The sequence below is a fragment of the Pseudomonas paralactis genome, from assembly GCF_001439735.1.
Lineage (GTDB): Bacteria > Pseudomonadota > Gammaproteobacteria > Pseudomonadales > Pseudomonadaceae > Aquipseudomonas > Aquipseudomonas paralactis.
On sequence record NZ_JYLN01000007.1, the window covers coordinates 341,989 to 358,244 of the forward strand.

The 16,256-nt window shown below is 60.8% G+C and carries 9 protein-coding genes; 4 read left to right on the forward strand and 5 right to left on the reverse strand.

Annotated elements, in window-relative coordinates; genetic code table 11:
- The first annotated feature begins 3 nt into the window (after nucleotides 1-3).
- A complete protein-coding gene (locus TX23_RS19405) occupies nucleotides 4-4,719 on the forward strand; it encodes a Tc toxin subunit A-related protein (protein WP_057703594.1) in 4,716 nt (1,571 codons plus the stop codon).
- Complete coding sequence (locus tag TX23_RS19410; RefSeq protein WP_057703595.1) at nucleotides 4,716-9,149, forward strand: SpvB/TcaC N-terminal domain-containing protein; 4,434 nt, start codon at nucleotides 4,716-4,718, stop codon at nucleotides 9,147-9,149. Before TX23_RS19405 ends, TX23_RS19410 begins: the two co-directional genes overlap by 4 nt.
- Nucleotides 9,150-9,211: 62 nt before the next feature.
- Here TX23_RS19410 and TX23_RS19415 read toward each other — a convergent pair whose 3' ends face one another.
- The 4 genes from TX23_RS19415 to TX23_RS19430 form a co-directional block, all read right to left on the reverse strand.
- Nucleotides 9,212-12,109: an RHS repeat-associated core domain-containing protein gene (locus tag TX23_RS19415; RefSeq protein WP_057703596.1), complete on the reverse strand. Its 2,898-nt coding sequence runs from the start codon at nucleotides 12,107-12,109 to the stop codon at nucleotides 9,212-9,214.
- A gap of 115 nt (nucleotides 12,110-12,224) precedes the next feature.
- Nucleotides 12,225-12,776 carry a cytochrome b gene (locus TX23_RS19420; protein WP_057703597.1) on the reverse strand — a complete coding sequence of 184 codons (552 nt, stop codon included), beginning with the start codon at nucleotides 12,774-12,776 and terminating at the stop codon, nucleotides 12,225-12,227.
- A 151-nt stretch (nucleotides 12,777-12,927) separates the two neighbouring features.
- Nucleotides 12,928-13,473, reverse strand: a complete 546-nt coding sequence (locus tag TX23_RS19425) for a putative natural product biosynthesis protein (RefSeq protein WP_057703598.1) — start codon at nucleotides 13,471-13,473, stop codon at nucleotides 12,928-12,930.
- Between the two features lie 62 nt (nucleotides 13,474-13,535).
- Complete coding sequence (locus TX23_RS19430) at nucleotides 13,536-13,919, reverse strand: DUF2946 domain-containing protein (RefSeq protein ID WP_057703599.1); 384 nt, start codon at nucleotides 13,917-13,919, stop codon at nucleotides 13,536-13,538.
- 180 nt (nucleotides 13,920-14,099) lie between these two features.
- Between TX23_RS19430 and TX23_RS19435 the strand changes: the two genes are divergently transcribed.
- Both TX23_RS19435 and TX23_RS19440 read left to right on the forward strand, forming a co-directional pair.
- Nucleotides 14,100-14,708, forward strand: coding sequence for an SCO family protein (locus TX23_RS19435; protein ID WP_057703600.1), 609 nt, complete (start codon nucleotides 14,100-14,102; stop codon nucleotides 14,706-14,708).
- Entirely contained in the window at nucleotides 14,708-15,190 is a 483-nt protein-coding gene (locus TX23_RS19440) for a copper chaperone PCu(A)C (protein ID WP_057703601.1), read from the forward strand. Before TX23_RS19435 ends, TX23_RS19440 begins: the two co-directional genes overlap by 1 nt.
- 585 nt (nucleotides 15,191-15,775) lie before the next feature.
- On the opposite strand, the gene TX23_RS19445 is transcribed toward TX23_RS19440, so the two are convergent.
- On the reverse strand, nucleotides 15,776-16,255 hold the full coding sequence (locus TX23_RS19445) for a GNAT family N-acetyltransferase (protein ID WP_057703602.1): 480 nt from the start codon (nucleotides 16,253-16,255) through the stop codon (nucleotides 15,776-15,778).
- Nucleotide 16,256 lies beyond the last annotated feature (1 nt).

The window sequence follows — 16,256 nt, forward strand, 5'->3', positions numbered from 1 at the left end:
ACCATGTCTGCCCCCATCACCCAACACCTCAACGAACAGCTGCGCGACGCGATGCTGGCGTTCTACATGCACACCGTACTGCCCGAAGACCCCGTCTTGCAGACACTGCAACCGACCGACACCTTAAAGCGCTTCGACGATGTCTACACCTACTGGCTGCTCGACCCCCAGGTCAGCCACGCGGTGCCCACCACCCGTATTGCCAGCGCGATTGCCAGCCTTCAGCAATACATCAACGCGATATACCTGGGCCTCGAACCCGGTTATGAGCAAACGGGGATGAGCGCTGCCCAGCAGACCGAATGGCGAGACACCTTGCTGACCTACTCGCTGTGGCGTGCCAACCAGCAACTTCGCCACTACCCGGCCAGTTACCTGAGCCCCACCCTGCGCCACGACAAGAGCGACAGTTTCAGGCAGCTGGAAGACGAGTTGAACCAGTTCCGGACCGAGCCGGCATCGCTCTTGAAGGCTGTCCACGGTTACCTCAATCGCTTCGAAGAGCTCGCCAATATCAGAACCCTCAATGGCTATATCGATGGCGACAAGGACAGCTTCGCCAGCAGTACCTATTACTTCGTTGGCAAATCCAGCTCTGAAAACACCTATTACTGGCGCACGCTGGCGATGTCTGAGCGCTCGGCCGAGGACGACGCTCCCAACCCAACGGCCTGGTCGGGATGGGAAAAAATCCACCTGTCCATCGACGACAATGTTCCCGAACAAACGATCCGCCCAGTGGTGTTCAATGGCCGTCTTTTCCTGGTGTGGGCCCAGTGCATCAATCCGACGTCCTCCACCAAAGACATCACACCGTTTGGGCGCGGCGACGTTGAGTCCGACAAGGAATACCAGCAGCGCCTGGATACCCGGGTAAAAACTACCTACCTGCAGTTTCGGCTGTACTTCTCGTTCAAAAAGCTCGATGACAGCTGGAGCACGCCGCAACTGTGCATCCAGGAATACAGCATCGCCAAAGACCTCGACGAGTTGAGTTCAGAGGACTTGATGAGTGCCACCCACACGATTGCCGTTGTCGACAATAACGCCCACGCACCGTCGCTGTTTCTGGGCCTCATCGCCCATCCGAACGCGCGAGCACCCGCGCAGAACAACGGCAGCCATCGAAATTTTTACCAAGCCATTCGTGTGGACGAATACTTCAACACCCATTGGCTTGAGAGCATCGGCAGCACGCGCAAGACGCGCATGTGGCTCAATGAGTCCGACCTGGAACTGGCGGGGCGCTACCTGGCCATGTTTGCACACCACAACCACGAAAGGTTTCAGTTCAGGGCCACAAAAACCGCTCATGTAAATGTGGAGGGCTTAACCCATGACGCGCCGCACAGCACTGCCGGCGGCTGGAATTATGCAGGCCACCAGAACAAGATCCGTGCGCTGACGAGCGCCGATATCAAGTTCAACACCACGACCTCCATACTGGAGGTGACGACCCGGCTCGCAGAAGGCTTTGAACCGCATCGCACCCTGCTCTTCCACTACGACAAAGAGTTGGTCACGTTTACCCTGACCCTGAGTACAGACGGCGTGCCCCCGGCAAATGACACGGTGAAGTTGATCGCCACCTCACAGATCCATCTCAAGAGCGCCGTACTCGTTGACTTGCACTCCGTGCAAATCGAGCTGAGCCTCAAGTGCCAGAAAACCGGAGTCGAACAGGTTGACTTTATTCGCGATGAAAGCAATAAACCGTTCATCCTTGCCCTACCCCCGAAAAAAAATGACAGCACCAACCCGGATTCAGTCACCCTGGACCTGGACGGGAAATACATTTCACGCGAGGCCTTTGAGTATTTTTCCAACGCGCCGGAATCGACTTACCTGGTTTCGCTGACATTCTATAAAAATCGCGACTCAATACCGGACCATCAGCACGACTTGTTCGTGGGCGCTGCCACTCTCTATCAAATACAACGTCTGTACAGGCCCGTACTGATGTATATGAAACAAGCCAATGCTGGTTTTCCGGAAACCCTCAACAGGAGCAATACCGTGCTGGTCGGGCACGCCGAACACTCGCGCCGTAACCTGCGCGATGCCTTCACCGAACTGTCCATAAAGCATTTTTTTGACGTACCGATCGAGTTCTCGCCGCAGACGATGAGGCCTTATGGCGAGGACCCCGGCAACCCTCCCTCGGCCTCATTAACCCTTATCCACGGCGTGTTGATACTGGACAGCGATGTGCGCTATCCCTCGCCCACCATTCTGGGCTATGCGCTGAAAACCGCCACATTCACGCTCGCCCCTCCGAGCCGTCCTCCTGTCATCCCGCTGGCCCCGCGTATTCGTCGGCTCACATCGGCACCCTATGGGACGGCGGAGTTCATCGATTTCAACGCCAGCGCCATCGAGCACGGCGTTACGCCTGCGCACAAGCGTGCGCCCATTCGTACCAACACCTGTGTCGCGGGCCTGCTGACCAAAACCGCGGGGGTCGATGTGCACCACGTGTTCTCCTTGCCCATGGACGCCTGGCGTGAACCACCGCTGGCGGGCGAAAAGGATCACAGCCTGCTGGACTTCCAGGGGGCCCATGGTGCGTATTACTGGGAGCTGTTTCTTTACCTGCCCTGGTTGTTGGCGCACCGCTTGAACCTGGAACAGCAATATGCCGACGCCGAAGTCTGGATACACTTTCTGTTCGATCCCGCACGCCAGTCCGCCCATTGGCGTCAGCCAATGCTGTTGGCCGACACCACACTCCAACCCAGCCAGACCTTGCTTTGTGCTCATCGACTGGCCAAAAGCAGCCCCGTGCATTTTCGCCAGGCGCTTTACCTGTTGTATGTCGATATCCTGCTTAATCGCGGTGATGCGGCCTACCGGCAAATGAGCCGCGATAGCCTGGCCGAAGCCAAGCTGTGGTACATCCGCGCCAAAGGATTACTGGGGCCACGCCCACCGTTCAACGCTGTCGATCCCTGGGTGACCACCACCCTGGACCAGCTGCAAAGCCCCTCGGCACTTGGAACAACGCCACTGCCTGCCGGCACAGCACGGCTGTGCCGATCCCTGAGCCCGGACCTGCTGACGCGCTGGGACAAGGTCGATGCGCGCCTGTACAACCTTCGCCATCACCTTGACCTGACCGGCAAGCCCATGAGCCTGCCGCTCTACGCCGCCACACTGACGCCCCAGGCGCTGCTGGCCACCTATCAGCAAGTCACCGTCGCCACCAGCGTGCAAACATCGCTGCGCACTGCACAAGCCGGGCACTATCGCTTCAAGGTCGTACTGGCCCACGCCTTGCAGGCCGTCGATAACCTGATCCAGTTGGGAGCAACCTTGCTGTCACTGTTGGAGCGCAAGGAGCAGGCTCACTCTGTAGAATCCCAGCAACAACAGGCCTGGGACCTGGCCAGGTTAGCCGTCGAGCAACAAGCCCAGGCCGTGCAGTTCGATAGCAGAAACAGGGATGCCCTGCTGGCCGGGCGGCGCATCGTCGAGGCCCGGGTCGCGTTCTTCGAGCAGCAACTCAAGGTCGGCATCAGTCCGGCAGAAGCCCAGGCCACCCAGGCGTATCAGGACAGCGCACACTGGGAAACGGCAGCCGCAGTTGCCCAGGCCGGCGCGGGCCTGGCGATGCTGATACCGAATATTTTCGGCACCTCCAATGGCGGCGTGCGTTACGAAGGTGCCTTTCACGCGCTGCAAGCCATGTCCCAAGGCATGGCCAACGAAAAGCGCGCCAACGCCGCCCACCTCGACCGCACCGACCTGTTCGCCCGCCGCGCCGCCGAGTGGGGCAATGCGTTGGAGCAGGCGCGCCTGGAACTGGCCCAGGTCGATGCACAACTGCTGGCCTACACCGAGCAAGAGCAACATACCCGCCTGCAATTGCGCCTGGCCCAAACTGCGTTCACCCAGGCGAGAACCCTGTATGACCTGCTAGGTAAACGCTTTACCAACGCCCAGCTGTATCAATGGCTCAACGGCCAGCTTTCGACGTTCTACTACCAGGCGTATGACGCCACCCTGTCCCTGTGCCTGGCCGCCGAGGCGTGCTGGCAGGAAGAGCGCGCAGAGTGGGACAAGCACTTCATCCAAACCGGGCTCTGGGCGCGCCAATACCGTGGCCTCAGCGCCGGCGAAGCCCTCAAGCTGAATGTGCTGAGCATGAGCAGTGCCTACGCCACTCAGAACGAACGCCTGCTGGAGATCACCAAAACCGTGTCGTTGCGTCAGCTCCACGACCAGGACGCTTCAGCCACAGGCGATAAACCCTGGGCAACGCTTAAAGCCGAGCTGCTGAGTAACGGTACGCTGAGCTTCGAACTGACCCGCAAGCTGTTCGACGACGATTACCCTGGCCACTACCTGCGCAGGATCAAAAACGTCAGTGTCTCCCTGCCTGCCACCCTGGGTCCCTACGAAGACATCAAGGCCCTTCTGACCCAGACTGGCAATACCACGCACCTTGTGCCCACGTCTGATAAAGCCGAGGTTGCACCCAAGAAAGACTGGCGCGCCCGGCAGGAAATTGCCCTGTCCAACGGGCTCAACGATAGCGGCCTGTTCACCTTGAACTTCGACGGTGACGAACGTTACCTGCCGTTCGAATACACCGGCGCCATTTCCACCTGGCAATTGAGTTTTCCCAACCATACGCGACAACGAGCCCTGCTCGAATCCTTGACCGACATCATCGTGCACCTGCGTTACACCGCCAGGCACAGCGGAGGCCTGCGATGAGCATGCAGTCGTCCGATTTTTTGGAGCCGGCAATCCCGGCCCTGCCCAAGGGCGGCGGTGCCATCCAGGGTCCTGGCGTCAGCTGGGGGCCTGTCGGCTCACGGGGCGAGGCCAGCCTGGACGTGCCTTTGCCCATTTCGCCCGGACGCGGTTTCGACCCTGCGTTGAGCCTGGGGTATCGCAGCTCACAAGGCAATGGCCCGTTCGGGCTCGGCTGGGCGCTGTCGGCGGGCGCGATCAGCCGCGATACGCGCAAGGGTATCCCGGCCTACGGCGAAGGTGACCGCTTCGTCAGCCCCCAAGGTGTTGAGCTGATTCCCGAGCGCGACGCCCACGGCGAGATTCATGTCACCGCCTGCGCCCAATACAACGGCCTGCCCCTGAGTGAAGCGCATCGGGTGGTGCGCTATGTACCCATCGTCGAGGGCCGATTCGATCGAATCGAACATTGGACATCCGCCAGCGATACTGCCGGATTCTGGCTGGTGCAGGGTGCGGACGGCTGTGTGCATCTGTTCGGCAAAACCCTGCTCGCTCGCTGCGCCGACCCGCAAGACAGCCGCCATGTGGCCCAATGGCTGTTGCAGGAAAGCCTCAACCCCCTGGGAGAGCAGATTTATTACCACTACAAGCCCGAAGACCAGCACGCGCCAACCGCCAGGGATTACCGTGCGCAGCGTTACCTGGCCAGGGTGTGCTACGGCAACCTGCGGCACCGCGAACATTTGGCGCTATGGAACACCGATGTGCTCGCCGAGAAACAATGGCATTTCGAGCTGCTGCTGGACTACGGCGAACGTCACACCGAACTGAGCCAGGTGCCGACCTACGCCGAGCAACAGCCGTGGCTGTCGCGCAGCGACCCGTTCTGCAATTACGCCTACGGTTTTGAACTTGGCACCCAGCGGCTTTGCCGACAGATACTGATGTTTCATTACTTCCCGGGCGAGCCGAGCATGGGCGCCAACCCGGTACTGACCCGGCGACTGTTGCTCGAATACACCGACCGTCACGCCGCCGGCAATTGCCTGAATGCCTTGCACAATCAGGCGTATGACGCTCAGGGAGCAGCAAGCGCCCGGCCCCCTCTGGAACTGGCCTACAGCCCCTTCAAGCCGGTACTGGAGCCCGCCCGCTACCAGCCGTTCGATGGCATGGCGGGTGTCAACGATGGTCAGCATTATCAACTGGTGGACCTGTACAACGACGGTCTGCCGGGCATCCTGCACCGTACCGACAAAAACTGGTATTACCGCGAACCGCTCAGGGCACCGCGTGCGTCCGGCCTCAATGCGGTGACCTACGGGCCATGGCAGGCACTGCCACGCATTCCCGTCGCCGACACTGCCCAGGCCACCCGTCAGGCCCTGGCGGACCTCAATGGTGACGGGCACCTCGAATGGGTGGTGGCCCAGCCGGGCCTGAGTGGCTTTTTCACGCTCGATACCCAGCGACAATGGTCGAGTTTTACGCCGTTCGCGGCGCTGCCCCAGGAGTTTTTCCATCCCCACGGGCAACTCGCTGACCTGATGGGCAACGGCCGCCTGGACCTTGTGTTGATCGGCAATCGCAGCGTGCGTCTGTATGCCCAGCGCCAAAGCGAAGGGTATGGCGCCGGCCTCCAAGTGCCTCACGAACATACCGACGAGGGTCTGCCCACACTCAGCCATACACCGACCGAACTGGTCGCCTTCTGCGACCCGTTGGGCAGCGGTCAACAGCACTTGGTGCGTATTCGTCATAACGAAATCAGGTGCTGGCCAAACCTGGGCCGCGGACGCTTCGGCAAGGGGTTTGTGTTTGCGGCGTTGCCGTTCGACTACGCCAGCTTCGACGCCGCCAATATCCGCTTGGCCGACCTCGACGGTTCAGGCGCGGTGGACCTTATTTACCTGAAGCCTGAACAACTGCTGATATTCATTAACCACACCGGCGGCGGGCTGATGCCGCCTGTGACATTGCCCTGGCCGGAAGGCGTGCGCCATGACGCGACGTGTCAGGTCAGTTTTGCCGACCTTCAAGGTCTAGGCTGTTCCAGCCTGATTCTTAGCGTGCCGCACCTCAAACCCCGGCATTGGCGCTTCGACTTTGTTCGCCGAAAACCTTATTTGTTGACGGCAACGCTCAACAATATGGGAGCGGCCACCCAGCTGAGTTACCGCAGCAGCGCCCAGGAATGGCTCGACGAAAAACTCCACGGGCAAAAGCAGGGCAAGCTTGCGGGCAGCAACCTTGCGTTCCCGATCCCACTGGTCAAAAGCCGGCGACAAAAGGATCAGGTCAGCGGCAATCGGTCCAGCCAGTACTTTGGCTACCGAGAAGCCTGCTACGACGCTGTTGAACGACAGTTCCTCGGCTTTGGCCTGGTGCTGGAAAACGACCACTCGCCGACCGCAAAAACAGCCAAAGGTGTACTGACCAAGCGCTGGTTCAACACACTTTCACCCTCTCAAGAAGCGTTCTACGCGGGCGACCCTCACGCACCCGCGCTGGGCCCGAGCCTGTTGGGCCGCCTGGAGGCAGGGCGCGATCTGGACACGCTGATCGCCAATCCCAATGCGGCGACTCAGCGTGAAATGCAGCGTGCGCTGGCCGGGGGCTTGCTGCGTGAGGAGCTCTACGCCGCCGATGACGAACCGCACAGCGCAGTGCCATATTCTGTGCAGCAGCAACGCTACCTCGTGCGTCAAGTGAGCGCCTCGCGCAACACCGGCGAACCTTCGGTGCTTGTGCCATTGATGCTGGAGTCCATGGTCTGCTCGTACGAACGCCAGAAGGATGATCCGCGCTGCCGTCATACCCTCAACCTGCGCTGGGACCCATACGCCAGCAACGTCCACAGCGTGGTGGTCGATTATGCCCGCCGCCACACGGCGGACTCGACCGCTGCGCCGGGCCTGCCCCATGAGCAGCAGTGGTGGCGTGATGCGCACGACCCCGCGCAACAGGCTTACTACATCAACGAAAGCCGCGCTCACTTCATTCATCTGGACGCGCCGCAGCGCTGGCGCCTGCAGCTGCCTTATCAGCAGCGAAGCAACGTGCTGGTGCTGTCCAGGTCGGCGCTGGCGAGTGAAAAAATCGGCTATGAACACTTCATCGCCGAGCACCCGTCCAACCCCTTGGGCCAGAATGCGTCACGTCAACTGGCTGGGCTGTCAACGCAGCACTATTGCCTGGCCGCGCACACCACGCCGTTGCCGCCGGGAACCGCGAGTTTCCAGGCGTTACCCGCTTATGTTGAGGTGGCCGAACTCGATGAACAGACGCTGAGTGTGTATCCGGATCGCACAATAACCGCAACGCTGACCGAACAGCACTATCGCCGTATGCAGGCGTTTCTGTCGACCAACCCGGGGCAGGATGAGGGGCTGACGCTGTGGTCGATTGGCCAGGGCTACACCCGCTATGGGCAGCCCGAGGCGTTTTACCGGCCTCGCCGCCACCAGGCAAGCATGAGCCACGGGGTCACGCAGAGTGAATACGATGCCTATTGGCTATACCTGATCAAAGTGCAGTCAGCGGACGGCTGCTTGACGCAAGCGCAGTATGATTACCGGCTGGGTTTGCCGCTGATGGTGACTGATGCCCAGCGCACCCAGCAGTACGCGTACTACGATGCCCACGGTCAGTTGATCGCGACCGGCCTCAAGGGTGAGGAGCAAGGAAAAACGGTTGGCGACGACACCCGGCAATCCTTCTTCCGCCCCCCTGAAAACGGCCCGGCAGAGGCGCTGGCCGATCCGCAGACGGCCTTGCTGCACGCCCACATGGCGTGTTTCTACGACGTGTTCAGTTGGATGGGGCGCGTTGCACCTGCCAACATCCAGGCGCAATGGGTGCATAGCGGCTACCTGCTGCCCAGCGGGCATATTCGCGGCTCAGCGTTGATACGACTCAATAGCCTGGCCGACACGCTACCCCACCATCAAACCCTCAAGGCCCTGATCAAGGCCGCCACGCGAGTCCCTGTACACGCCGTGGTGTTGCACGCCGACCGTTGGCAGGCAACGCCGGCAGAGGACGACCGGCAGATCCACATCGCCCTCGCCTTCAGCGACGGTTTCGGTCGTGTGCGGCAAACCCAGGAGCAGGCCCAACCAGGGCCGGTCTTTCACGTTGGCGCGGCCGGGACGCTGAGCGCAGACGCCGAGCCCCTGGACGCCAGCAGCCGCTGGCGGATCAGTGGCCGGGTCGAATACGACAATCGGGGCCAGGTGACGCAGACTTGGCGGCCTTACTTCGTAGACCGTCCCGGGTATATAAACGACGCGGCGTTCAACGCCTCGCGGCCCAGCGAGCGCCACTTCCATGATGCGCTGGGGCGCCTCGTGCGCACGCTCAATGCCAATGGCGACACCCGTCGCCAGACGTACCGGGCGTGGTACAGCGTGAGTGAGGACGAGAACGATACACACCCGCCGGCCTGACGGCTGCCCTGAACAAGCCGGGCCCTGGCAGGGCCCGCGCTCTTTGGCATAGGCACCGCGCCTTAACGACGGTGCGGGTTCATCACCCTGACCGCACGATAGTTGAGGCCGCTCACATGCTGGACCAATAGCCGATAGGCACCGCGACCGCGCTGCCCGCGATAGCCCGGCAAATCAAAACTGCGAATATTTTGCCCGCCCCTCATCGCATGGCCGGTGTGAAAATCCAGGGTTCGGTCCTTCAGCCGATTGATCACGATTCTGATAATTCCCCCTCCGGGTCCTCGCAGCTCATTCAATATGGAAGTCTCGTCAATGGCGAGCTCAGGTGCCAGCCCGGATGAGGGCCCAGGGCTGGCAGGCTCTGCAATGGTTGCCTCCGTCGCGGAGCTTGTGCGCCGCGTGCCGGCAGCCCTGGTCAGCGGCTGTACCTCGGTGTGGGTCAGCCCCGCCGGCAGTGGGCCAACACCTGCCTCTCGCAGCGGAGCGCGTATCCTCATGCCTTCAAACCCCAACCTCCTAAGCTCCGGGGCGGGATTGCCGTGTGTTTTGGCAGCCTCCGAAGCCTTGTCCATGCGCTCTGCGGGGCCGACGTATGCGTAGAGTCCCCTGTGCTTGTCAACCGTCAACCCGTACGAAAAATTCGCAGTGTCTGATTGGTTTACCCGAAACTGATACAGAAATTCCACCAAGGCAGCGACTTCATCCTCTGTGGCGCGCCCCCCTTGCAGCAGCTCGCGTGCACTCTTCAAAGCGAGCTTTCGATAAGTGGCTCTGCGCTCCTCCTCCCAATCCCGGTCTGCTCTGACATGCTGACGAACCAACAACGTTATACCGACAACCACCGCCGTCATCCCCCCGATGACCAACTGCGCACTCTGAACGGCATCCAAGCCCATTGCCTGTGCAGCCAGCGCCATCAGGATAATGATACCGACGATGCCAACAAGAGGACTGCGCTGCAAGCCATCGTCGTCCACGTAGCCAATAGGGTTGTTACCCACCATCGCATAGAGGTTCAACCCGTCCACATCCCCGGCCGGGTCTGCGCTGACCCAGCGCAACAGCCATGGCGCGTAGTACCTGAAACCGTAGTAATACAAGCCGGTGGCATCGCGTTCCTTGCCTGAATAACGCACGGACTTGTAGCTGGCTTCAACCGCATTTTTTGCAGCCCACCATGCCGTTGCACCGAAGGGGTAGTAGCTCTCCTGGCTGAGCAGCCCGGCGTGTTCGTCCAACTCCAGCGTACTGCTGCCCGAATGATCGCAAAGACTGAAACGCAATTGCTCATCCACCATGCCCTCGGGACGTCCCTGCTGCCAGCACAACCCTCTGACCGCATTACGCCCGGCCTGGGCAATCAGAACATCCAGCCATTCGCCCGAGGTGCCATGGCGATGCAATTCAAGCCCCGGCAGATAAAGCACTTCATGGCTGTGCGCTTGCGCCCTGGCATGGATCACCCTGCGCTTGATGACCCGCTGACCGGCGCCGTCGTACAGATAAACCTCGTCGTCATGCTCGCCGTTGTCACGCACCACCTGTGCCACGCGCACCAGCTGGTTGCGCACATTCCAGGTCAGCGCCTGCCCGGCCGCCAGCGCCTGGAGATTGCCGGCCTGATCAAAGCCGTTGCCCAGGCCGGGCGCCGTCAGCCCCTGCGCCTCGATCACGCTGTGGTTACTCTGTTCGCCCACGCGCATGTGCTGGGTAAAGCCGCTGCCGGAGGAAGGCACATGGCGCATCTGCGTGAGGTTGCCGGCCGGATCGTAGGCATAGTGTCGGGTGTAGTTGCGCCAGAGGTTGTCGTCGGTGGCTGCGAACGTGACCCTACCCGGCAATGCGGATGAGCCGGTATTACGCGCATTTTCCCGGCCGGTGGCCTTGATCAATCGAGACAGGCTGTCGTATTCGAACGTGCTCACCGCGTCCACCTGAACATTACTCGACCATCGGGTGGGCTGCGCCGCGTCATGGATGCGCACCACATTGCCGACTCGGTCGTAGCGGTACGAGAGGTCTTGCAGGGGGGTATCCGGTTTGGCCTTGAGGTGGGCGCTCAAACGCGTCAGACGTCCATCGGTATCGGAGTACTCGGCGACGCTGACGACGCCATTTCCCGCGCATTCGGTCAGCAGTTGGGCCGCAGCGTTGAACGTGCGCTGGTCTACCAGTGACTTGCGCGCTCCGCTCTTGAATACGATCTCACTGTGGGTCAACAAGCCGTCTACGCCGTAACGGCAGTGCTGGCGGTTGCCACGCGCATCGCCTTGCTCCAGCACCTGGCCCAGCGCGTCGTGGCGCCAAGTGGTCGTGAAGGCTTCGGCCTGCAGTTGTGCGTCGCGTTCGTTCACTGCCAGCGGCCAGTCGGGAGCGCTGTCGTGGGCGCGCAAACGCCGGGTTTGCATTGTGACGCCGCCCTGCACATCGTAATGCTCGAAGAACAGCGTACCGGCCGGATCATCATGGCGAATCAAGCGGCCACAGCGATTGCGCGCCGCCTCTTGGGACGTCATGCCAGCGTAGCTCATGCGCTCCACGCAGCGCTCCGCCGCTTCGTCGAGGGCACGCTCAAACACTGCCACGGGGCGCAGCAACGGGTCGTACTCGAACCGCTGCCGTGCGCCCCGACTGTCCCATTGCTGCACGACCTGGCCAGCGCTGCCAAGCAACCTGACCTGGTTACCGGCATCCACGCTTTGGCTACTCAGGGATTGGCCGGTCAGGCTGTGGCGGTGGGACAGATTAGGCAGCACAGCGGGGTCGGCGCCGTGCAGGTCAAACAGCCTGGGGTCCCATTGCTGCTGCAGGAAACCCTGGGCGTTGAAGACATGGCGCGTGACAAACGCCCGGGGCGGTTGTTGGGGGGTATTGCGGTGGTAAGCCACGCTGCGCACAGTCAACCCTCGCGGGTCGAAAACCGTCAGTGACGGGGTGTTGTGGTGCAAGGAAGACATAAGCGGATAAACCTGAAAACCAATGGTTCACCAAGCCTAGTCATCCGCTCAAAGGCCGCATGGCGGCGCACCGCACTGTGAAGCGTGCGGGCATTCCGAATCTATCGTCAGCGCTTCAAGCTCGACGACTGAACATGCGCCGCAATACCTGAGGCTCGCCTCGCCGCGAATGCATGAATACCGCACCGACATGCCCGACAATCAACACCAGCATCGTCCATCCCAGTTCGCTATGGAAGTCGCGGCCCAGATCAATCATCCACTGCACCTTTTCGCCCTCCAGGCCCTCCATGATCGTCAGGCCAAACGCCAGGAATTCGCGACCTGAGCCGTACTGGCGCAGCAAGCCGATCACGGGGATCAGCAACATCAGTACATAGAGCGCGCCATGCCCGATCGATGACCAGCGGTTCACGCTGGGGGGACGTTTGTGCCGGTGCAAGAGATTCCAGCTGGCCCGCAGTATCAGCAGCACCAGCAATAACAACCCGGTGGGCTTGTGATAGGGCCACAGCAGTTTGTCCAGCGTAGAATCGGAAGCCAGGTAGTGAGCCACCGCCGTGCAATAGATCCAGATGAAAACCAGGGCCATCAACCAATGCAGCGTCCGACTGACAGCATCGTAGCGATCACTGGGCAAAGGGGTTGTCTCGAACATCTTCTTCATCGCAGCCTCTTGTTTTTTTGGCGTCGAACGTGAACATCGCACTCTTGCAGGTAAAAAAATACCGTTCCGATCGGCCGTACAAAAAAACAGTTTCGTCCTACAAAAAATTCGCGGTTTTTACGTCGCCTCACGTCACCGGTTGACCAGTACCTCAAGGCAGCGCTTGCCAGCCGCTGAAGCCGGCCTGGCAGGTTAACGGGCACCAGGCAAAATCCCCTGCCGGGGCAGGCAGCACCTGGCGTTCGATATCAGCCAACGGCGCGCCCTTCCAATCGAAAACCCGTACGTCTTGCCAGGCCAGCACCACGCCCTGGGCCTGGCTTTGATCGGTCGTGACCCAGCACGCTGCCGCCGCAGCCATGAAGGCTTCTATCGGCTCGTCATCGATTTGCGCACGGTACGTCGAGCCCAGCAGCCAGCGGCACACGTTCAGATGATAGGTCCAATCCAGCGGCGGCCGATGCCGATAGGCCCAGGTCATAAAGCTGCGAAACAGGTTCAGCCCCTCCGGCGGGTCAAGCTTGAGCAATGCCGGGCAAATATCGAACAAGGTGTGCCAATGGGGTAACAGGCGTGCATCCAGGTGCACAAAACAGCGGGCATTACTTGGGTAATCCGGCAGCGCCGGCTCCCCGTGCAGGCGGCGGGACGCCTTGCTGACCAGGCGGCTGGCGCCTGCAGGCAATAGATGATTCATGGATCGCACCCATTATCGTGACGACACAATGCCCCCTGGTCTCAGGAGGCCCAAGGCTTACGTCAGGATGCAGGGGAAGCGCGGGGGTTGGCCGAGGGCCAGGAATAACGCGGCGGTGCCTTGTTGCGCCGCTCATGGCCCGGGCGTAGGGTTTGCCCGAGGCCAAGCAGCCAGGCCAGGCCGATCAGGAATACGATAGCGACGGTAATAGCGTTGCAGACCGGGCAGGCAAAGTAGTTCGAGATGTTGCTGGAACTCGGGTCAGCCAACCCTTTGTCGGAAATTGGCAACTGGCCACCTTCCACCGAACAGAACAGCCCGCCAATACCATTGAGTTGCTGGCCCATCATCTGGCCGTGCCCCAAACCGCAGGCGAACAGGTTCATCAGCACGCAGAAGTACAGGGTCCAGGCGATCAGCGAACGGTCACAGTGGTGCAATTTCATGGCGGCGACTCTACCACCGAAGCCGCAAAAGGATGAAGTACGGCGCGCCCCTGTGGCAGAACGTCGCAGATTACGCGGGGTGGCCAGGGTTGATAGACTCTGCACCCTTCTCGTTACTCCTTTTCCAAGCCTGATCGGCCGCTTCACAGCCCAGCAGGCGTTTCACAGGATGCACAGTTGATGAGTACGTTATTCACCCGCCGCAAAGTGCTGACCGGCATGGGCCTGTTGGGCCTGGGCAGCCTGCTGGGCGGCTGTGACTACAGCCCCAGGCTGAACTTCAAGTACGGCAAGGACCTCAGTGACAAGATCATGGGCCGTACCTTCAAGCTCAAGAACACCGCTGGCGAAACCGTCACTCTGAGCTCGTACCGCGGCCTGATGCCCGTGGTGTTCTTCGGCTTCACCCAATGCCCGGCGGTCTGCCCGACCGCCCTGGCACGCGCCGCCCAGGCCAAGAAGCTGATGGGCCGAGATGGCAAGATCATGCAGGTGGTGTTCATTACCCTGGACCCGGAGCGCGACACCCCCGAGATTCTCGACAAGTACGTCAAGGCTTTCGACCCCAGCTTCGAAGCCCTCTACGGCACCCCGGAAGAAATCGCCGTGGCCGCCAAGGAGTTCGGGATCTTTTATGAAAAGATCCCCGCCGGCGACACTTACACCCTGTCCCACACCGCCACCAGTTTCGTGTTCGACACCCGTGGCAACCTGCGCCTTGGCTTGCAGGCATCCCTTACCGCTCAAGAGTGCGCAGAAGACCTGCTCACCGTCATGGAGGTCTGCTAATGACTACCGCTCACTACCTGAAACGCTTTGCCTTGGGCCTTACCTTGCTCGGCCTCGCTGCTCACGCCAGCGCCCAGGTGCAAGTGACCGACGCCTGGGTGCGCGCCTCCGTACCGGGGCAGCCGTCCAGCGGTGCCTTCATGACCGTCACCGCCGACAGCGACAGCCAATTGCTCAGCGTGGCATCGCCGGTGGCCAAAGACGTGCAGATCCATGAAATGAGCATGAAGGACGATGTGATGCGCATGGGCCCGGTGGATTCGGTGGCTCTGCCGGCAGGTAAAGCCGTCAAGCTCGACCCCAACGGTTATCACGTCATGCTGATGGGCCTGACCGGCCAGATCAAGGAAGGCGACCAGGTGCCGCTGACGCTTACGGTGCAGGATGCCAAGGGTGAAAAGCAGACCGTTGAGGTGAAGGCTAATGCCCGGGGCCTGGATGGTATGGATCACAGCAAAATGGACCATAGCAAGATGCATTGATTGCCTTGTTGCGGGTGGTGCTGTGGGAGGGGGCCAGGATGTTGGACTTTGACCGAGTACATATCCGTTATTTAGGTAACGGCTGCTATGGGTTCCGCTCTTACAGCGGGTCACTTTTGAAAAGAGCCCAAAAGTAACCAAAAGGCTCTTGCCCCACCACTCGGCACCTCGCTTAGGCTCGGTGTGCCCGTAATCCGCCAGGGATTTGGGGGGCCGCCGCCACGCGCCATCCATGGCGCGGGGCGGCTAAACCGGCATCCCTGCCGGTTTACCCCCCAAATCCCTGTCGAATTCCGGCCAGCGTGGTTTGACGGGGCGCTTAAGATCAAAAGCAGATCAAAAGCAGAGCAAGAGCAAGAGCGGCTCGCTTCGCATCGTAGTTACGGTGGCCAGGTAGGAGCGAGCTTGCTCGCGAAAAACGTCAACGATAACGCGAGTTTTCTGAATAAACGCGGTGCCTATGGGGTTTTCGCGAGCAAGCTCGCGCCTACAGGCATCAGGCTTGCCCCTCCCACGTTGAAGCTCCCTCGCCACCGATTCAGGGCCCCGGCGTTGCGCAGGTCATTGAGCAATTGCGCGCAGCATTCACGCCGGTATGACCCGCAGCCGCTTCACCATCGGCACACACGCCAGCATCAACCCCGAGGGTGAGCGATACACCGCCTGCTCATTCCCCACATAGCCACACGAGCGGTAGAAACTCACTGCATTCAAAGTGGCATCCAGCACCACCTGTTCAATCGCCATCTGCCGCGCAATTCCCTCCACATGGGCAAGCATCGCCTTGCCGTAGCCGCGCCCTGTGAACGCAGGCCGGACGAACAATGCCCCGACTTCATGGTGATCCGGGTCGAGCATACCGGTAGCAACAGCTTCACCGTCCACCCAGCCCAGGTAGAACGGTTTTTCCATCAGCACGTTGTAGCCATCACTTGCGCAACCGCGGGTCCAGAGCGCCATTTGCTCGGCGCTGTAGGCGCCGACGCACTGACCGCGAATGGCCTCACGGCGAATCTCGAACGCTCTGTCGGCGTCGTCTGGCGTAGCTCGTTTTATCTCCAACACT